This is a genomic window from Rossellomorea sp. NS-SX7 (genome assembly GCF_052828565.1).
Map to the genome: position 1 here is coordinate 2,083,512 of NZ_CM128249.1, position 14,288 is coordinate 2,097,799.

General features: G+C 44.6%; 12 protein-coding genes. 3 read left to right on the forward strand and 9 right to left on the reverse strand.

Features of this window, described 5'->3' with window-relative positions; genetic code table 11:
* Nucleotides 1-152: 152 nt before the first annotated feature.
* The 3 genes from ACUXV2_RS10335 to ACUXV2_RS10345 form a co-directional block, all read right to left on the reverse strand.
* On the reverse strand, nucleotides 153-917 hold the full coding sequence (locus ACUXV2_RS10335) for a hypothetical protein (RefSeq protein ID WP_446246921.1): 765 nt from the start codon (nucleotides 915-917) through the stop codon (nucleotides 153-155).
* 120 nt (nucleotides 918-1,037) lie between these two features.
* Nucleotides 1,038-1,436 carry a group-specific protein gene (locus ACUXV2_RS10340; RefSeq protein WP_446246922.1) on the reverse strand — a complete coding sequence of 133 codons (399 nt, stop codon included), beginning with the start codon at nucleotides 1,434-1,436 and terminating at the stop codon, nucleotides 1,038-1,040.
* Between the two features lie 117 nt (nucleotides 1,437-1,553).
* On the reverse strand, nucleotides 1,554-2,144 hold the full coding sequence (locus tag ACUXV2_RS10345) for a hypothetical protein (RefSeq protein WP_446246923.1): 591 nt from the start codon (nucleotides 2,142-2,144) through the stop codon (nucleotides 1,554-1,556).
* Between the two features lie 233 nt (nucleotides 2,145-2,377).
* On the opposite strand from ACUXV2_RS10345, the gene ACUXV2_RS10350 reads away from it, so the two are divergent.
* Entirely contained in the window at nucleotides 2,378-2,713 is a 336-nt protein-coding gene (locus ACUXV2_RS10350; RefSeq protein ID WP_446246924.1) for a hypothetical protein, read from the forward strand.
* Nucleotides 2,714-2,865: 152 nt separating this feature from the next.
* Here ACUXV2_RS10350 and ACUXV2_RS10355 read toward each other — a convergent pair whose 3' ends face one another.
* From ACUXV2_RS10355 to ACUXV2_RS10365, 3 genes are all read right to left on the reverse strand, one after another.
* The gene (locus ACUXV2_RS10355; protein ID WP_446246925.1) at nucleotides 2,866-4,794 is read right to left on the reverse strand and encodes an endonuclease MutS2; all 1,929 of its coding nucleotides are present in this window, start codon (nucleotides 4,792-4,794) and stop codon (nucleotides 2,866-2,868) included.
* Between the two features lie 442 nt (nucleotides 4,795-5,236).
* Nucleotides 5,237-6,541 carry a D-serine ammonia-lyase gene (locus ACUXV2_RS10360; RefSeq protein WP_446246926.1) on the reverse strand — a complete coding sequence of 435 codons (1,305 nt, stop codon included), beginning with the start codon at nucleotides 6,539-6,541 and terminating at the stop codon, nucleotides 5,237-5,239.
* A 92-nt stretch (nucleotides 6,542-6,633) separates the two neighbouring features.
* Nucleotides 6,634-7,089, reverse strand: a complete 456-nt coding sequence (locus ACUXV2_RS10365; RefSeq protein WP_446246927.1) for a GNAT family N-acetyltransferase — start codon at nucleotides 7,087-7,089, stop codon at nucleotides 6,634-6,636.
* Nucleotides 7,090-7,313: 224 nt separating this feature from the next.
* Here ACUXV2_RS10365 and ACUXV2_RS10370 point away from each other — a divergent pair, with 224 nt between their 5' ends.
* Together ACUXV2_RS10370 and ACUXV2_RS10375 are read left to right on the forward strand one after the other, a co-directional pair.
* Entirely contained in the window at nucleotides 7,314-8,024 is a 711-nt protein-coding gene (locus ACUXV2_RS10370) for a DUF3784 domain-containing protein (RefSeq protein WP_446246928.1), read from the forward strand.
* Between the two features lie 124 nt (nucleotides 8,025-8,148).
* On the forward strand, nucleotides 8,149-9,234 hold the full coding sequence (locus ACUXV2_RS10375) for an MBL fold metallo-hydrolase (RefSeq protein ID WP_446246929.1): 1,086 nt from the start codon (nucleotides 8,149-8,151) through the stop codon (nucleotides 9,232-9,234).
* A 138-nt stretch (nucleotides 9,235-9,372) separates the two neighbouring features.
* On the opposite strand, the gene ACUXV2_RS10380 is transcribed toward ACUXV2_RS10375, so the two are convergent.
* The 3 genes from ACUXV2_RS10380 to ACUXV2_RS10390 all read right to left on the reverse strand — a co-directional run bounded on the left by ACUXV2_RS10380 (nucleotide 9,373) and on the right by ACUXV2_RS10390 (nucleotide 14,275).
* A complete protein-coding gene (locus ACUXV2_RS10380; protein ID WP_446246930.1) occupies nucleotides 9,373-10,596 on the reverse strand; it encodes a Bcr/CflA family efflux MFS transporter in 1,224 nt (407 codons plus the stop codon).
* A 175-nt stretch (nucleotides 10,597-10,771) separates the two neighbouring features.
* Nucleotides 10,772-13,105, reverse strand: a complete 2,334-nt coding sequence (gene helD / locus ACUXV2_RS10385; protein WP_446246931.1) for an RNA polymerase recycling motor HelD — start codon at nucleotides 13,103-13,105, stop codon at nucleotides 10,772-10,774.
* A gap of 375 nt (nucleotides 13,106-13,480) precedes the next feature.
* Complete coding sequence (locus ACUXV2_RS10390) at nucleotides 13,481-14,275, reverse strand: ABC transporter permease subunit (protein ID WP_446246932.1); 795 nt, start codon at nucleotides 14,273-14,275, stop codon at nucleotides 13,481-13,483.
* Nucleotides 14,276-14,288: the final 13 nt, after the last annotated feature.

Genomic DNA, 14,288 nt, shown 5'->3' on the forward strand with positions numbered 1-14,288 from the left:
GCGAGTCGTTTTGATTTAGATGAATGGTTGACTTACTTTTCTTCTACTCTATACTCTACCCAGGATATTGGCGCAATCTTATCAAATCACAACTGCTTCAGGTCAGCATCACAGCTCACCAGAGATTGTGAGATTAGTATATCGTCCGCACTTTACCTCAAGATGAAAGAAAGTCCTTCATCCACTGTGTATCTTTGACTTCGGTTTATCGTTTCCAAAAACAATTCTTTTAATCTATCTGCAGACAACAATAACGTCCCCTCGTTGATTTGACTTGGATAGGTTTGAAGGAACTTACTAATGAATTCCTGATCCAGTGTTTCATAGGCTTTGAACTGATGAAGTTTCTTGTTCTCAATCAGGGCTTGGAGTTGAAGGGTATGATCCCTCATCGTCTCGAGCATTTTTAATGCGAAAATAAGATTATGACGTTTCAGTTCTGTTTTGAATTTTCTCATGCTATAAATGAACTCAAAGGCAATGTCATCACTGAAGGCATATTTTTCACGTTCAAAATGTTCATGTGCAGCCTCCATCTTCTCTGAAATCTTTCCTGATTTATCCACAACGACCTTCCATAAGGGTGATTTCACACTTAACAATTCCCTGGAAAGAATCGATACATTGAATTCGAGACCATTTTCCAAGATGGCGATGATGAGGTAAATATGCTCTCTTAACATTAATTCCTTTATGTAGACAGATCCCATTCCGCTGAAATACTCGTGCACGAATGCCTTTGCTTTTTCCACATAGGCAAGTCCGGTAGCAGATACCATTAGATCGATATCCGAAAGTTCATCCTTGTAACCGGAGACGCCAGAACCCAATTGAATGACCCCTTCAATTAGTTCCGAAGATTCAAATTGTTTGATGGTACTAGTAAAATAACTCTCTCTTTCTTTAGGAGTATACATTTTTTTACCCTGCCTTTTTATTTCCACTTTCCAAACAACCCTCCAAGACCTGTACCAAACAGCATAATCAATATTACAGATGTAAATATCAATCGGCTGATTGTGAAAAGATAATCGTTGTTATTTTTTGCGTGTTTCTTTTTCTACTATAAAATCAACTAGTCCTTCCTTGTCACCCAGGAACTTCTTTACTTCCTCTAAGTGATAAAAAGTACTTGTTTCGGAAATATCATTAACTTCCTCACCGGGTGAATGAAGGATGATTTCTTTATTCATGCCGAGTGCGATCCCCAATTCGATATGGCTCCCTTTCCCTGCAGGGAGCAGCACGATGACCACATCCGATTCCATGACAGCCTCTTTTTCTTTCAGACCGATTTCTTTCAATTCTTCAAAAGAAGAAGCACGATTATGTTTAGTCCAGTCATATGTATGGATATGCCCCTCAGCTTTAAGCTGTTCACTGATATAACGAACATTATCGATGTTTTTAAAGCTTGATGCTACATAAAATTTCATGTTTTCATCACTCTCCTGGTTACATAATGCAATATGAATGTTCCAATTATTTCAAAATTTAGTTATTTACTCAAGGTTTTTTTGCTCTGAATAGCAAAAAGAAGAACAGGAGAAACGTCACTGTTCCCCGTCCTTCTTTATCTCGATTCCTTTGTTTTGAGCGGGATCATCGTTGATAATTCCTATTCCGACTATTTCACCGTTTTTTATTTCGGGTTGCACTGATGGATTGGAGGGATACGTTTTGCCGTCGAATAGAAGCTCCCTATACGCTCCTTTAATGCCACCTCCTGAAACATACATGATGATATCTCTCCATCCATTTGTTTCTTTATCGCTTATAAGGATTGGGTTTCTGACCAATGAAAAGCGGGACACCAATTTATACGTGCTGCCTGCCTGTTGAAAAATGGCGGCACTACAGCCTCCAGTACCGCAAACGAGCGGACCGGTGACATACGCGAATATCTCAGGGACTTGATCATTATTCAGATCGACCCGGTTGTAAAAATACCGTATGCTATCCCCTTTTTGTAACTCGAACAATTCTTTCAAAGCTTTTTCTAATTTCAGGTCCCTTTCTGTTTCTGATTGGATATACGTCACCCGAGTGAGATCAGGCTGCTGACCTGTACCTTCAACCGTGTTTGAACGTCCGGCCAATACGACTGTTATAAGGATCAGAATCCCTATACATCTTCGCACCATACACATACCTCCAGAATTTTAATAGTTATTATTCCTGAAATACCACATCGCATACACACTAACGCCTGGTCTTGGTGAACTGCCACTGAATAGACCTCCCCAGACCTCATTAACACATGCACGGAACCTGGGGACTGGCCCTTCAAAAAAATGGACAGTTCTTAAAGATTGCATGTATGGAGACGAGCATGAATATCTATTGATTATACAAATGATTTAGGAGGTTAACTTTATTGATGAGGAAATCTGTATTATTAATCATATTCATGATGATTTTAGGTGCTTGTTCAAATGGGAAAGAAACTGTTTCTGAGTTATGCGGAGATGGCCCGATGATGGTAGTGGAGGGTAAAGAATATTTACGGGTCGATGTTAAGAAAAAGGTAACTCTCGGGGAACAGCTTGGCAAGATCAAGGAGCAAATAGATGAGAGTTATCATCCAGTTGATAATTTTTCTTCGAACACACTGGCGGCAGGATCCACCATCTACAGCGTGAAAGGGCATGACAATTATCTGGTAGCCAAAACAGACGATGAAAAATATGTATTATTTGAATTAATGGATTAATAAGAGCTGAGGGTAAAGACAAACGTCTTACCCGCCAGCTCTTATTTTTTCTCTATATTTCTAACATTTTAATTTCTTTACTATCCGAGATTGTTCGTCAACAATCTTATACGTTAGTTCAGTCTCGGACGGTACTTGGACTTGGAGGCTCTTTATTCCCTGTCGATTGTGAGCCCTTCAACAAACTTCCTTCCCATCAGTTTATCTTTCTTCCGGTTATCTTTGCTTTCGAAGATGATGTCGAAGTCATAGTCTTCCGGGTACAGCTCAGCTGCTGAAATATATAGTGATAATCGTTTTTGGGAGATCTCACATTTTTCTCCTTTAACTTGTACAGTATAGCGGCCCTTGTCATCCGGCCCTCCGTAGATGATGCCTAATTCTCCTGCAGGTGAGATTTTGACATTATCGCCCTTTGAGAAATGCGGAACTGTTGGTTTAGTCGGTTCCTTTTTGCTGTGATCCCTTCTTTGGTGTCTGTTGACGATGATCTGCTTCTCCATCTCCTTTTTTTCATGAAAGTCTTGTTCTTCTGTAAAGTAGGTCTTTGATTCCCGATAAGTGATTCTATGGGCTTTTTCGATGATGGACGGATGCATCCCCAACTTCAGTGCGATGGAAAATGCCTGGCTCTCCCCACCTTTTCCAATGATGAGCTTATAAGTCGGCTGCAGGGTTTCGATATTAAATTCCATGCTTCCGTTCATGAATCCGTCATGTTCTTCTGCAAAATGCTTGATTTCACTATAGTGAGTCGTCGCGAGCAGAGTTGCCCCTTTTTCGTAAAGCTGATCGAGGATGGCGGTCGCAAGCCCCATACCTTCCATCGGATCTGTTCCGGAACCGAGTTCATCCAGGAGCACAAGGGTCCGGTCGTTTGTTTCCTTCAGAATCTCAATGATGTTTTTGACGTGGGAGCTGAAAGTGCTCAAGTTCTGCTCCAGGCTTTGCCCGTCACCTATATCAAGGAGAACCCTTTCAAAAATGCCGATTTCACTCCCTTCATCTGCGGGAATGTGGAGACCGCATTGCGTCATAAGGGTGAGCAATCCGACGGTCTTGATGGTGACGGTCTTCCCTCCTGTGTTCGGACCGGTGATGACCAGTGCATGAAACGTGTCTCCCATCTCGATTGTCAGGGGTACAGCTCCTTTTTCTAATAGAGGGTGAACGGCATTCTTTAAATGGATCCGGTGACTTTCGTTGACCCCTGCGCTCACTCCATCAATCGTGCGGCTGTATTTGGCTTTTGCAAAAAGGACGTCGTAGTGAACCATCGTTTCGATGGCGAGCTTGAGCTCCGGTTCGTATGTTTGTACAAGTCCGGTCAATGTCCATAGGATGTTTTCAATTTCCTGATCCTCCTGCAGTTTATACATGAGAAGCTGATCCTGTTGGACGCTCAGTTCTTCAGGTTCGATGTAGAGGGTGGAACCCGATGCAGATGAATCGAGGACTGCTCCTCTCACTTTTCCTCTGTATTCCTTTTTGATTGGCAGTACATACCGGCCGTTCCGCTGGCTGACGATGGCCTCCTGCAAGAACGATTTGTACTTGGCTGATTTGACGATTGACTGGATTTTATCCTTTAACCTGTCTTCCTGGATGCTTAGCTGTTTTCGGATACGCAGCAAATCTTTGCTTGCGTAATCATCGACGCGTCCGTTCCTGATGCAGCGGTTAATTTCATCGGCCACTTCCGGGATGTCTTGAATGGAATACACATATGCCGACACCCTTGGTGCCAAATATTGTTTGTCAGCCATGTATTTCTTCAGCTTTTTGCATGCGTCGAGGAAAAAATACAGACTGGTCAATTGATCTGGCCTCAACGGGACTCCTTTGTTCAGGTTGGCAACAATTTTTTCTACCCCGTCCATGCCATGAATCGGCACACTAGCGCTTTTTTCAAGGATTTGCACTGCTTCTGTCACCTCATCGAGACGCATCTCGATCTGACGTTTGTTCGTCGATGGTATCATGTTCAATAATTCTTTTTTTCCTTCCTCAGTAAGGGCGAAGTTCGTCAGTTCTTCTTTGACCCGGTGAAATTCTAATGTGTGAAAAGTTTTTTCGTTCAATGTTTTCTCCTCCAATAAATAAAAATAGACCACAACAGAACAATGTCCATTGTGGTCTTCATGACTTGTATACAAGGGTCCCTTTGAGAGGCTGTGAAACATTCACTCGTGACACTTTTTTGTACACAAAAAGAGCTGTGCACAAAAGACACAGCTCTCCTAAAGTAAGGGATGTATAGGCTATGACCATTGTTCTTAACTACATTTTGCAGGCACAGCTAAACAAGCGTATCATCCGCCTTTTTTAGAAAGACGAATGCCGGCAAAATGTCCGTATTCATTTCACGGTTAGTTAAGAACGACACCTAACATAAAACATACTCCCTTTTATATACAAAGATTAAATTTACATCATTATTGTATGCTTCAGATCAGAAAATGTCAACATTTCGAAGTCCGTTCCGGAGCAAGTTAACAAGCTCCAGGTCGGGCTATTAGCTGATTAAAGAAAACTCTTCCCTTTTGTAATGTAGTCTTTCATGATGGATTCTGGGACCAGATTACCGCCCGTTGCCCACACCAGGTGTGTGGCTCCGCTGAGCTGATTGCCAGTAACAGATAGAGTTTTCAAATGTTCACGTATTTGGGGCATTGCCGGTCCGATCATACCCGCTAATGCTGATGGCTCTAATGAAATTGACTCTGATTCATGCAGGAGAGCCAGCATTTTATACAGGTTTTCGTCGCTGACCGTGAATACTCCGTTCAGGAGTTCTTGAACCATTTTCCCGGCAAGGGCTGAAGGCCGGCCGACCGCCAATCCATCTGCCTCTGTCCGGTTGCTTAATCCGATATCCTGGACAGAAATGGCTTCATGCATACCGGAGGAAAGTCCGAGCAGCATACACGGTGAATTCACCGGTTCAGCAAAATAGCAATGAACATGGTCACCGAATACATGTTTCAATCCGTACGTCACTCCACCTGGTCCTCCGCCGACGCCGCATGGCAAATAAGCGATGAGTGGGTGATGTTGGTCGACTTTGATGCCTTCTTGTTCGAACTGCTTTTTGAGCCTCAACGCAGCGACAGCATATCCCATAAACAAATCCTTTGAATTTTCATCGTCTATGAAATAACATGTTTCGTCTGTCATACATTGGTTCCGGCCCTCTTCCACCGCATACGAAAAATCATTTTCGTGCTCTACGACCCTGACCCCTTTTTCTCTGAGAAGGTCTTTTTTCCATTGCTTCGCCTCCTGTGACATATGCACCGTCACGTTGAAACCAAGTGCTGCGCCAATCGTTCCTATGCTCAATGCAAGATTGCCGGTTGAGCCGACAGCGATGGAGAATTGAGAGAAAAAGTCTTTAAACGTGCTGCTTGCTATTTTTGAATAATCGTCTGTCTTTTGAATCAGGTTGTGTTTTAATGCCAGTGTTTCCGCCAGCTTAAGCACTTCATAAATGCCGCCCCGCGCTTTAATGGAGCCTGCAATCGGCAGTTGATTGTCGCATTTCAGCATCAGCCTGCCTGGAATGTTGGTTTGAAAATGATCTTGAAGCATCTCTTGCATACGAGGCAGATATCGAATTGGTGATTCGATGATTCCGTCAGTTTCTCCCGTTTCGGGAAACGCTTTTTTCAAATATGGGGCAAACCGTGAAAGCCTTTGTTCTGCATCAATGATACCGTCAGATTCCCCCGGACTGAAAGGTTTTAACTCACCGTTCGCCCAAAACGTTTCCTTCTTCCCTTGCAAATTGGAAAGCAGCACTGGATTTAATCCATATGTATTCTTCATTCTTGGTTGCCTCCTTTACATGAAACATTTAACATGTTTTTTTATGCAGCTGGTCTGTCCTGCGCTGCAGTATCATGTGATATCGTCGCATCTTAGATTTCCTTCGTCATGAACAAACTGTTTGGATCTTCTCTGTAGCCCGCAAATGGTTCACAGTAGGTGAATCCATAACCTTCATACAATTTCCTTGCAGGTATGAATGCAGCCATTGATCCCGTTTCAAGGCTCAAACGCCGATATCCCCGTTCTTTTGCCACTTCAATGATGTGGAGCAGGATGTTCTTCGACACCCCTTTTCTTAAATGGGCGGGGGACGTTTTCATTGATTTTATTTCTCCGTGCACCGGATCGAGTTCTTTCAGTGCCCCGCAGCCCACAAGTTCATTTCCTTCCCATGCACTCCAAAACGTGATATCAGGCTGTTTCAGTCCATCGAAATTCAGGGCATGCCTGCTTTCAGGGGGAGAATGGATCTCCATATTTTGAAGGTGATCCATGATCAGTTCATACACTTCTTTACCGGTTAGGCTGTCCTGCTTGATTTCCACCGCTGTCTCTCCTTTACGAACATTCTATCGTATTCATGCTCCAAAGCATCACTATAACGTTTTCTACACGGTCACTGCATTTCCCTTTCCAAATGTGGCAAAGTCATCAAGGATAATATTCATTTTCGGTTTTGGCGCAGCTGCTTTTATCATGAATAAATTGAAACCCACAGCATCAAACATACGTATGTAATAGTAAAGATTATAACAAGGGAGGCATAAGCATGGCTATTCTAATCGGCATACAATTGTTTGTCATTGCTCTATTTTCATTACTCGGATGGGCCATCCGCAACAAGAAGATGTACTGTCTGATTTCCGGTTTCGACGCCCGATCCGAAGACGAAAAGGCAGAACTAATCAAAAACGGGTATCCACAGAAGACTGGTTCTTTACTGATCATGACCGCAGCGGGAATGCTCATCCTCCTTCCGCTTGTATTCACTCCCTTCACCTACACGATGGAAGTGCAGTTCGGCTTCATGATGATGTTTCTGATGGGGGGAATGATTTATTTGTCCCGATATGAGGTCCCCCGCAAAAGAAAACGAAGCTATTGGATCAGTTCCCTCCTTATGGTCGGGGTTATTGGGTTGATCGGGGGACTCACTTTTGTTGGCTATCAGAAAAATGAGCTGATTGTATCCGGAGATTCCTTCGAGATTACCGGCATGTACGGTGATAAATGGCAGAAAGAAGACATTGAAGAAATTGAACTGCTGGATGAAATGCCGGAAGTCACGTGGAAAATCAATGGATTTGGTCTTTCAACGAAGGCAAAGGGTGTTTTCAAGGTGAAAGAATACGGAAGAAGCCTTTTGTTCATCAAGAAAGAATCTCCTTATCTCTATATTAAAGTAGGCGATCAGCATGTATTCATTAATGGCGGTTCACCTGAGAAAACGCGGGCATGGTATGAGGAACTTGCAGAATAGTTCTGTAACTACTATCCCAATCAGCCGGTTGCCCAAAATTTTCACCTCTTAAACTTGGACACGTTCTTTATTATCTGAGATAGTTAAATATAGATTCGACTACCAATCAAAGGGGATACCCGGCATGATACCTGTTCTACTATTTCTATGTGTAATTGTCCTGGCAGTTTATTTGCTTCTGAAAGTCCACCCTGTTTTTGGACAAAAGCCGTCACAAAGCAAAGTTCAAGCTTCACCACAATATTCTAACGGATCTTTTAAAAACACCGTCCCTACCTCTATGAGTACGGATTGGAAGACTTCCTTCACGATGATTCGGGATATGTTTAATAAAAATGCAAACCGCAAGCCTAAGAGTGCTTTTCCGGTAACAGAATTCCCGACACTCAGTCACCCGCACCATAAAACGAACATCACGTGGTTCGGCCACTCTGCATCTATGATTGAGATTGATGGAAAACACCTATTCCTTGACCCCATGTTTGGTGAAGCCCCGTCCCCATTCCCATGGATGGGAGGAAAAAGATACAGCCGGACATTGCCCTTCACTATTGAAAAACTTCCAATCATCGATGCCGTTATTTTTTCACATGACCATTATGACCACCTTGATTATGGAACGATTCAAAAACTGAGTGATCGGGTCCGGCAATTCTTCGTTCCGATCGGGGTGGGAAGCCACCTTGAACGCTGGGGTATTTCCACTGACAAGATCATTGAGCTTGACTGGTGGGAGGAAGTTGAATTTCATGGAATTACTTTGGCTGCTGCACCGGCAAGGCATTTTTCCGGAAGAAGCTTACACGACCGGAACAGTACATTGTGGTGTTCGTGGGTGATTAAGGGACAGGATTCGAACATCTTTTTCAGCGGAGACAGCGGGTATGGCCCTCACTTCAAGGAGATCGGGGAACGTTATGGCCCTTTCGATCTCACGCTTATGGAATGTGGACAATATGATCCAAGATGGGCACCGATTCACATGCTTCCCGAGGAAACCGTTCAAGCTCATTTAGATGTAAAAGGAACCCTCTTGCTTCCCATTCATTGGGGGGCATTCACGCTTTCCTTTCATGAATGGACAGATCCGGTCAGGCGTGTAACGAAAGCTGGAGAGAAAGAAGGCATCTCTATCCTTACTCCGATGATCGGGGAGACCGTTGTATTGAATGAACCCCCTTATCCGGAGCGTAGATGGTGGGAGGAATAATCAGTCCTACTACATCCTCAGCACTTGAACATACTGAAAAAACCCCTTATCGGCATTTGATAAGGGGCTTTTTCACATCATTCTTATAAGCTGATGATCCTGCCTCTCCTTGTTGTAAACAAAAACAGGTTAAATCACTTACTTGCCACGGGACACAGAACCTGTCCCCTCATCCTGCCCCGTCAGCGAAAAGAAGGCAGTAGCACCAAGCAGTGAAGTGGAGAACAGGACGGCACCCATCGGTACAGCGGTTGTTTCGTTTATGCCGACAAGCGGCGCGACGAGTGAACCGACGACAAGCGGCAGCATACCCAGCATGGCGCTTGCGCTTCCGGCACGGTGGCCCTGTTTTTCCATAGCCAGTGTAAAGGTGCTTGTCAGAATCATTCCCATTGATGTCATGTAAATGAAGATCGGGATGACCAGTGTTGCTAGCGGCCCTTGGATGATGGTTGCAATCAACAGGACAGAAGTGGCGCTAACCGCAGTGATCACGGCGATCCGGAGCAGGCTTCTCTCTGAAATGAAATCACTGAATCGTCCGATCATGAAACTGCCCGAAATGATCGCCAGCCCGTTGATCCCGAATAAGATGCTGAACATTTGAGGCGATACACCGTAAATCCCCTGGTACACAAACGGAGTACCTGCAACATAGGCGAAGCTTCCGCCGTGTATGAGTCCGATTGTTAGGACATACCCGATAAATGAACGATCCTTCAGCAGGCTTCCCATCGTTCTGAGAGAGGCACCAATCGAACTCGGGATCCTCTTTTCCACCGGAAGTGTTTCCTTCAATTTCAGCGCGATTGTCACCACAATCACGAAACCTACTAAACCAAGAAAATAGAAAATCGTATGCCACGAAGCAAACGGGAGCAAGAGGATAGCCCCTCCTGTAATCGGTGCAACCATCGGCGCGGTGGCATTGATCACCATCAGCAGGGCGAAGAATTTCGTCAGCTCCCTCCCGCTGAACACATCCCGCACAACGGCACGGGAAAGGACGATCCCCGCTGAAGCAGTGAAGCCCTGGATGAAACGTGCAGCAATCAGCACCAAGATATTTGGTGCGAGCGCACAAAGAATTGATGATATTGCAAATAGAAAGATAGAGATTAATAGAGGCTTCCTCCTCCCCTTTGCATCACTGACCGGCCCGATGACAACCTGCCCGATGGCAAGACCTATCAAGCAGGCAGTCAGACTGAGCTGCACCATCGAAGCACTGGCGTTCAAGTCAGCAGCTATCCCAGGAAAACTAGGAAGATACATATCGATATTAAGCGGGCCGAGGATGCCGAGCATCCCGAGTAGAAACGCAAGCCCGATCCGTTCTTTGCCGGTTGGTTGTTGGTTCATGGAATAAAACACCTTTCTAAGCTTCCTATACTTGTAGTAAATCTTTGTTGATTCTAGCAAAGGAAGGAGGTGTTTACAATGGATTTGACTTGGGAAAAAATAGTCGGCCCGCCACTGCAGACTTTATGTCGTTAAAGTATGCAGGGACGGGCCATTGAGAAAGAATATACATCTGCTAATTCATATGAATCGTATCTTCGTTGCCTTCAATAAAAGAAGTCGGTTCACCAAGGCTATATATATGGAGCTCGTGCATCGCCCTTGTACAGGCGGTGTAAAAGAGGCGGCGCAGACTCTCGTCACCGTATTGACGCGAAGATCCATCATGGATGATGACAGCATCAAACTCAATTCCTTTGGCTAAATAGGCCGGGATGACGACCACACCCTGCTCGTACTCGAGTGCCCCCGCTCTCATGATTTTGAGATCTTTCACATCACTCAGCCCTGTATTAGCAGCTTCACTTTCAGCAGCTGACTTGCATATGATTGCGATAGAATGGAACCCCTTATTTTGCAGTTCTTCGACCCTCGCTTTAATGCAGTGATGAAGTTCTTCCTGACTCCCCACTTTTGTCAATGAAGGCTTTTCACCATCGCGTTCAAAAGCTGTGATTTCACGCCCTGCCGGTATCAGTCCCCGAGTAAATTCAATGATCGGCCGCGTGGATCTGTAACTTTGTGTCAAGGAAATCGAGTCGGTTTCATCCTCTCCGTAAAGGCTCATCAACATATTGAAATCCACGTGTTCCGTCGCGTGGGCAAAGATTGCCTGGTTAAAATCTCCGAGCACCGTCATTTTCGCCGAAGGGAACAGCCGCTTAATGAACTCGAATTGAAACGGAGAATAGTCCTGAGCTTCATCAATAATTACATGTTTAATGGATGTATTCATCTGGAACCCCAGGATCAGTTCCTTCAACAACAGATAAGGGGTCGCATCTTCGTAATTCAACTTTCTTTCTAAAAGCATTTCCACCGTCAACCTGCTCATTTCACCCCAATTCTCCGGAATGTCCCCATCCACCAGGGAATTGATGACAGATGGATTGGCAAAGAGTCTGTTGTACATTCCTTTAATATCTATGAATTGGAGGTTTTCGATCTTTTTCCGCAGGCCCCTGAATCTCTTCCTGACAATCATTCTCGTCAGTACGTCTCTTTCCTCGTCATAATTATCAAATGACTCTTCTTTCGTACCTTTTTTTCTATTCAGGTACTTGAACGCCTTCTGATACTCCTCTTTACTAAGCAACTCGATCTTCTCTTCCACCCATGGCTTTGTCCGTTCGCGTCTCTCAGCTGCTTTAAGCTGGTCTTTCAGCCAATCCGTCAGTTTATCGATCCGGTTGTGGAATTTGATTTCTGGCTCATACGAATAAAAGCGTTCGGAGATCTGCTCAGCAGTGACGATCGACTGACCTCTGAATCTGATTCCCTTGAACATCATGCCGGACGTTTCAAGGGTGCGCCTGTAAGATTTGATCAATTCAAAAAAAACATTCGATGCTTTAAAGCGAATGGCCGTCGTCCGCGGATCGTATGCGTCGTCTTCTTTGTTAATCAATACATATTCCAGCTGTTGATACGGATCCTCAACATCGAATTCATCACGAAGCCGGTGGTTCAAATAGTCCTGGAATGTTACCTGCTCCATATTTTCCTCACCGAGTTCAGGCAGCACATTGGACACATAACTGCTGAACATCGCATTCGGAGAGAACAGGATGATTTGATCCGCGTTCAGGTTGCCGCGGTATTTATAAAGCAAATAGGCGATTCTCTGAAGGGCCGCCGAAGTCTTGCCGCTGCCTGCTGCACCATGGACGATGAGCAGCCGGCCGCGGTCATGCCTGATGATCTGGTTCTGCTTCTGCTGGATGGTGGCGACGATACTGTGCATATAGTTGTCTGTCCTTTTTCCAAGTACCTGCTGCAGTATTTCATCTCCGATCGTGAGGCTCGTATCGAACATGGACTCGAGGGTCCCGTCTTTGATCAGGTATTGCCATTTTTTCTCTAATTCACCTTTCACCGTTCCACCCGGTGTCTCAAATGCTGCCGCTCCCGGTGGATAATCATAGTACACACTCGAGATCGGGGCACGCCAATCATACACAAGAAAATGTTCTCCTGATTTTTCTGTCAGCGACCCTATTCCGATATAGACCTTTTCTGAAGCGGGCTCACCTTCTTCATGAAAATCAATGCGCCCGAAATAAGGTTTTTCTTTCATTCGGCGCAGTGAGGAAAGCTTTTTCACCGCCTGCCGGTGTGTACTCTGGCTTACAGTCAACACTTGTGCCTGCTGCCTCAGACTTAGCACTGTCTCAAGAAAATCATCGAACGTATCTGTGTTGACCTTGACCTCATCCCAGAAGTTTTTGCGGATGTCCACGACTTCATCGTGACGGCGTCCGGTTTCATTTTCAAGAAGTTCTATCTGCTCGTGAATGATTTCAATGACACGATTCACACGATCTTGCTCCTGGCGAATTTCGGGGTTCATTTAAGCACTCCTTTTAATCATGAAATTTTAGGGGTTGACATAGCGATTGATTATGAGATATAATTATTATTGAGTAAATATGTTTATCTATATTTGTTACAAAGGGTATCTGTTTTATTTTATTACAATTTCAAACCATTATCAATAGTTAATTTAAACTGCCTGACATAAGGGTATCCCCTTAGTCAGGCAGTTTTTTATGTCGTCTAAAAGCCTAGGTATCACTTGCCTCAACATCCGGCCAATCCTTTTACATGCACATTTTCATAAAAAATGGCCCTTTGTCCGGTGTGATAGTTTGCTAACACATCGAGAAATGGGCCTATCAGTATTTTATAGAAATACATCCGCGAGAGGAATCTATTTTCCGTCCCCTTACACTTTTAAATCACGCTTACTGTAAAACCTAAAAGTAGACACACCCAGAAGGAGAATCAATCCGATAGATATTCCCACAAACAAAGGCTCAAGTCCATTTTCCAGTACATTCTTCGCATCGAAGTATTTAAACGGGGTGAAGTATTTCAACCCTTCGATTTTTTCGCTCAGGTCGATAGCAAAAGACAATATAAACGTTATCAATAGAATGCTGGTCGCTATGACGGATGATTTTCCTGGACGCTTGGTCACTGCAGCGACGGCCGTACCGATGACGATGAATAGGACTTGGAGGATAGCGGTCCCGGCCATGAGGCTTCCGATATCGCCCGTGACACTCCCGCCATCGGCATAGTGTCCGACGATGGCAATCGAAACTCCCCAAGTCACAAGGTTCAAGATCAGTACATTCGTCAATGCCGCCAGCATCTTCACCGACACAATCTTCCTTCGTGTCACCGGCTTTACAAATAAAAATTCCACCGTCTTATCCCTTTCTTCTTTAGAAAGGATCGTGGCACCGAGCATCGCTGCATGAATCGTCGCCATGAGGATGATGTAAAGAAACAGCAGACCATAGTATCCGATTGCCGTCGATAAATCCAAACCGCCTCCGCCCATAAAGGATTGCATGGCTTTTGGCATGCTTTCCATCAAGTCATTCATCGACTGGCCCGAAGAAGTGAAGGCACCAAATTCACTCATCCCTGCGGCAATCAGCGCCGACATACCGATGCACCAGATGATCAGCGATTTACGATGCGCTTTCATTTCTCTCCAATACATATTCATGAATCATCCCTCC

Coding starts and splice junctions, on each gene's coding strand:
- ACUXV2_RS10335 (WP_446246921.1), bottom strand. CDS start 917: ATGTATACTCCTAAAGAAAGAGAGAGTTATTTTACTAGTACCATCAAA.
- ACUXV2_RS10340 (WP_446246922.1), bottom strand. CDS start 1,436: ATGAAATTTTATGTAGCATCAAGCTTTAAAAACATCGATAATGTTCGT.
- ACUXV2_RS10345 (WP_446246923.1), bottom strand. CDS start 2,144: ATGGTGCGAAGATGTATAGGGATTCTGATCCTTATAACAGTCGTATTG.
- ACUXV2_RS10360 (WP_446246926.1), bottom strand. CDS start 6,541: ATGAAGAATACATATGGATTAAATCCAGTGCTGCTTTCCAATTTGCAA.
- ACUXV2_RS10370 (WP_446246928.1), top strand. CDS start 7,314: ATGGCTATTCTAATCGGCATACAATTGTTTGTCATTGCTCTATTTTCA.
- ACUXV2_RS10375 (WP_446246929.1), top strand. CDS start 8,149: ATGATACCTGTTCTACTATTTCTATGTGTAATTGTCCTGGCAGTTTAT.
- ACUXV2_RS10380 (WP_446246930.1), bottom strand. CDS start 10,596: ATGAACCAACAACCAACCGGCAAAGAACGGATCGGGCTTGCGTTTCTA.
- helD (WP_446246931.1), bottom strand. CDS start 13,105: ATGAACCCCGAAATTCGCCAGGAGCAAGATCGTGTGAATCGTGTCATT.
- ACUXV2_RS10390 (WP_446246932.1), bottom strand. CDS start 14,275: ATGAATATGTATTGGAGAGAAATGAAAGCGCATCGTAAATCGCTGATC.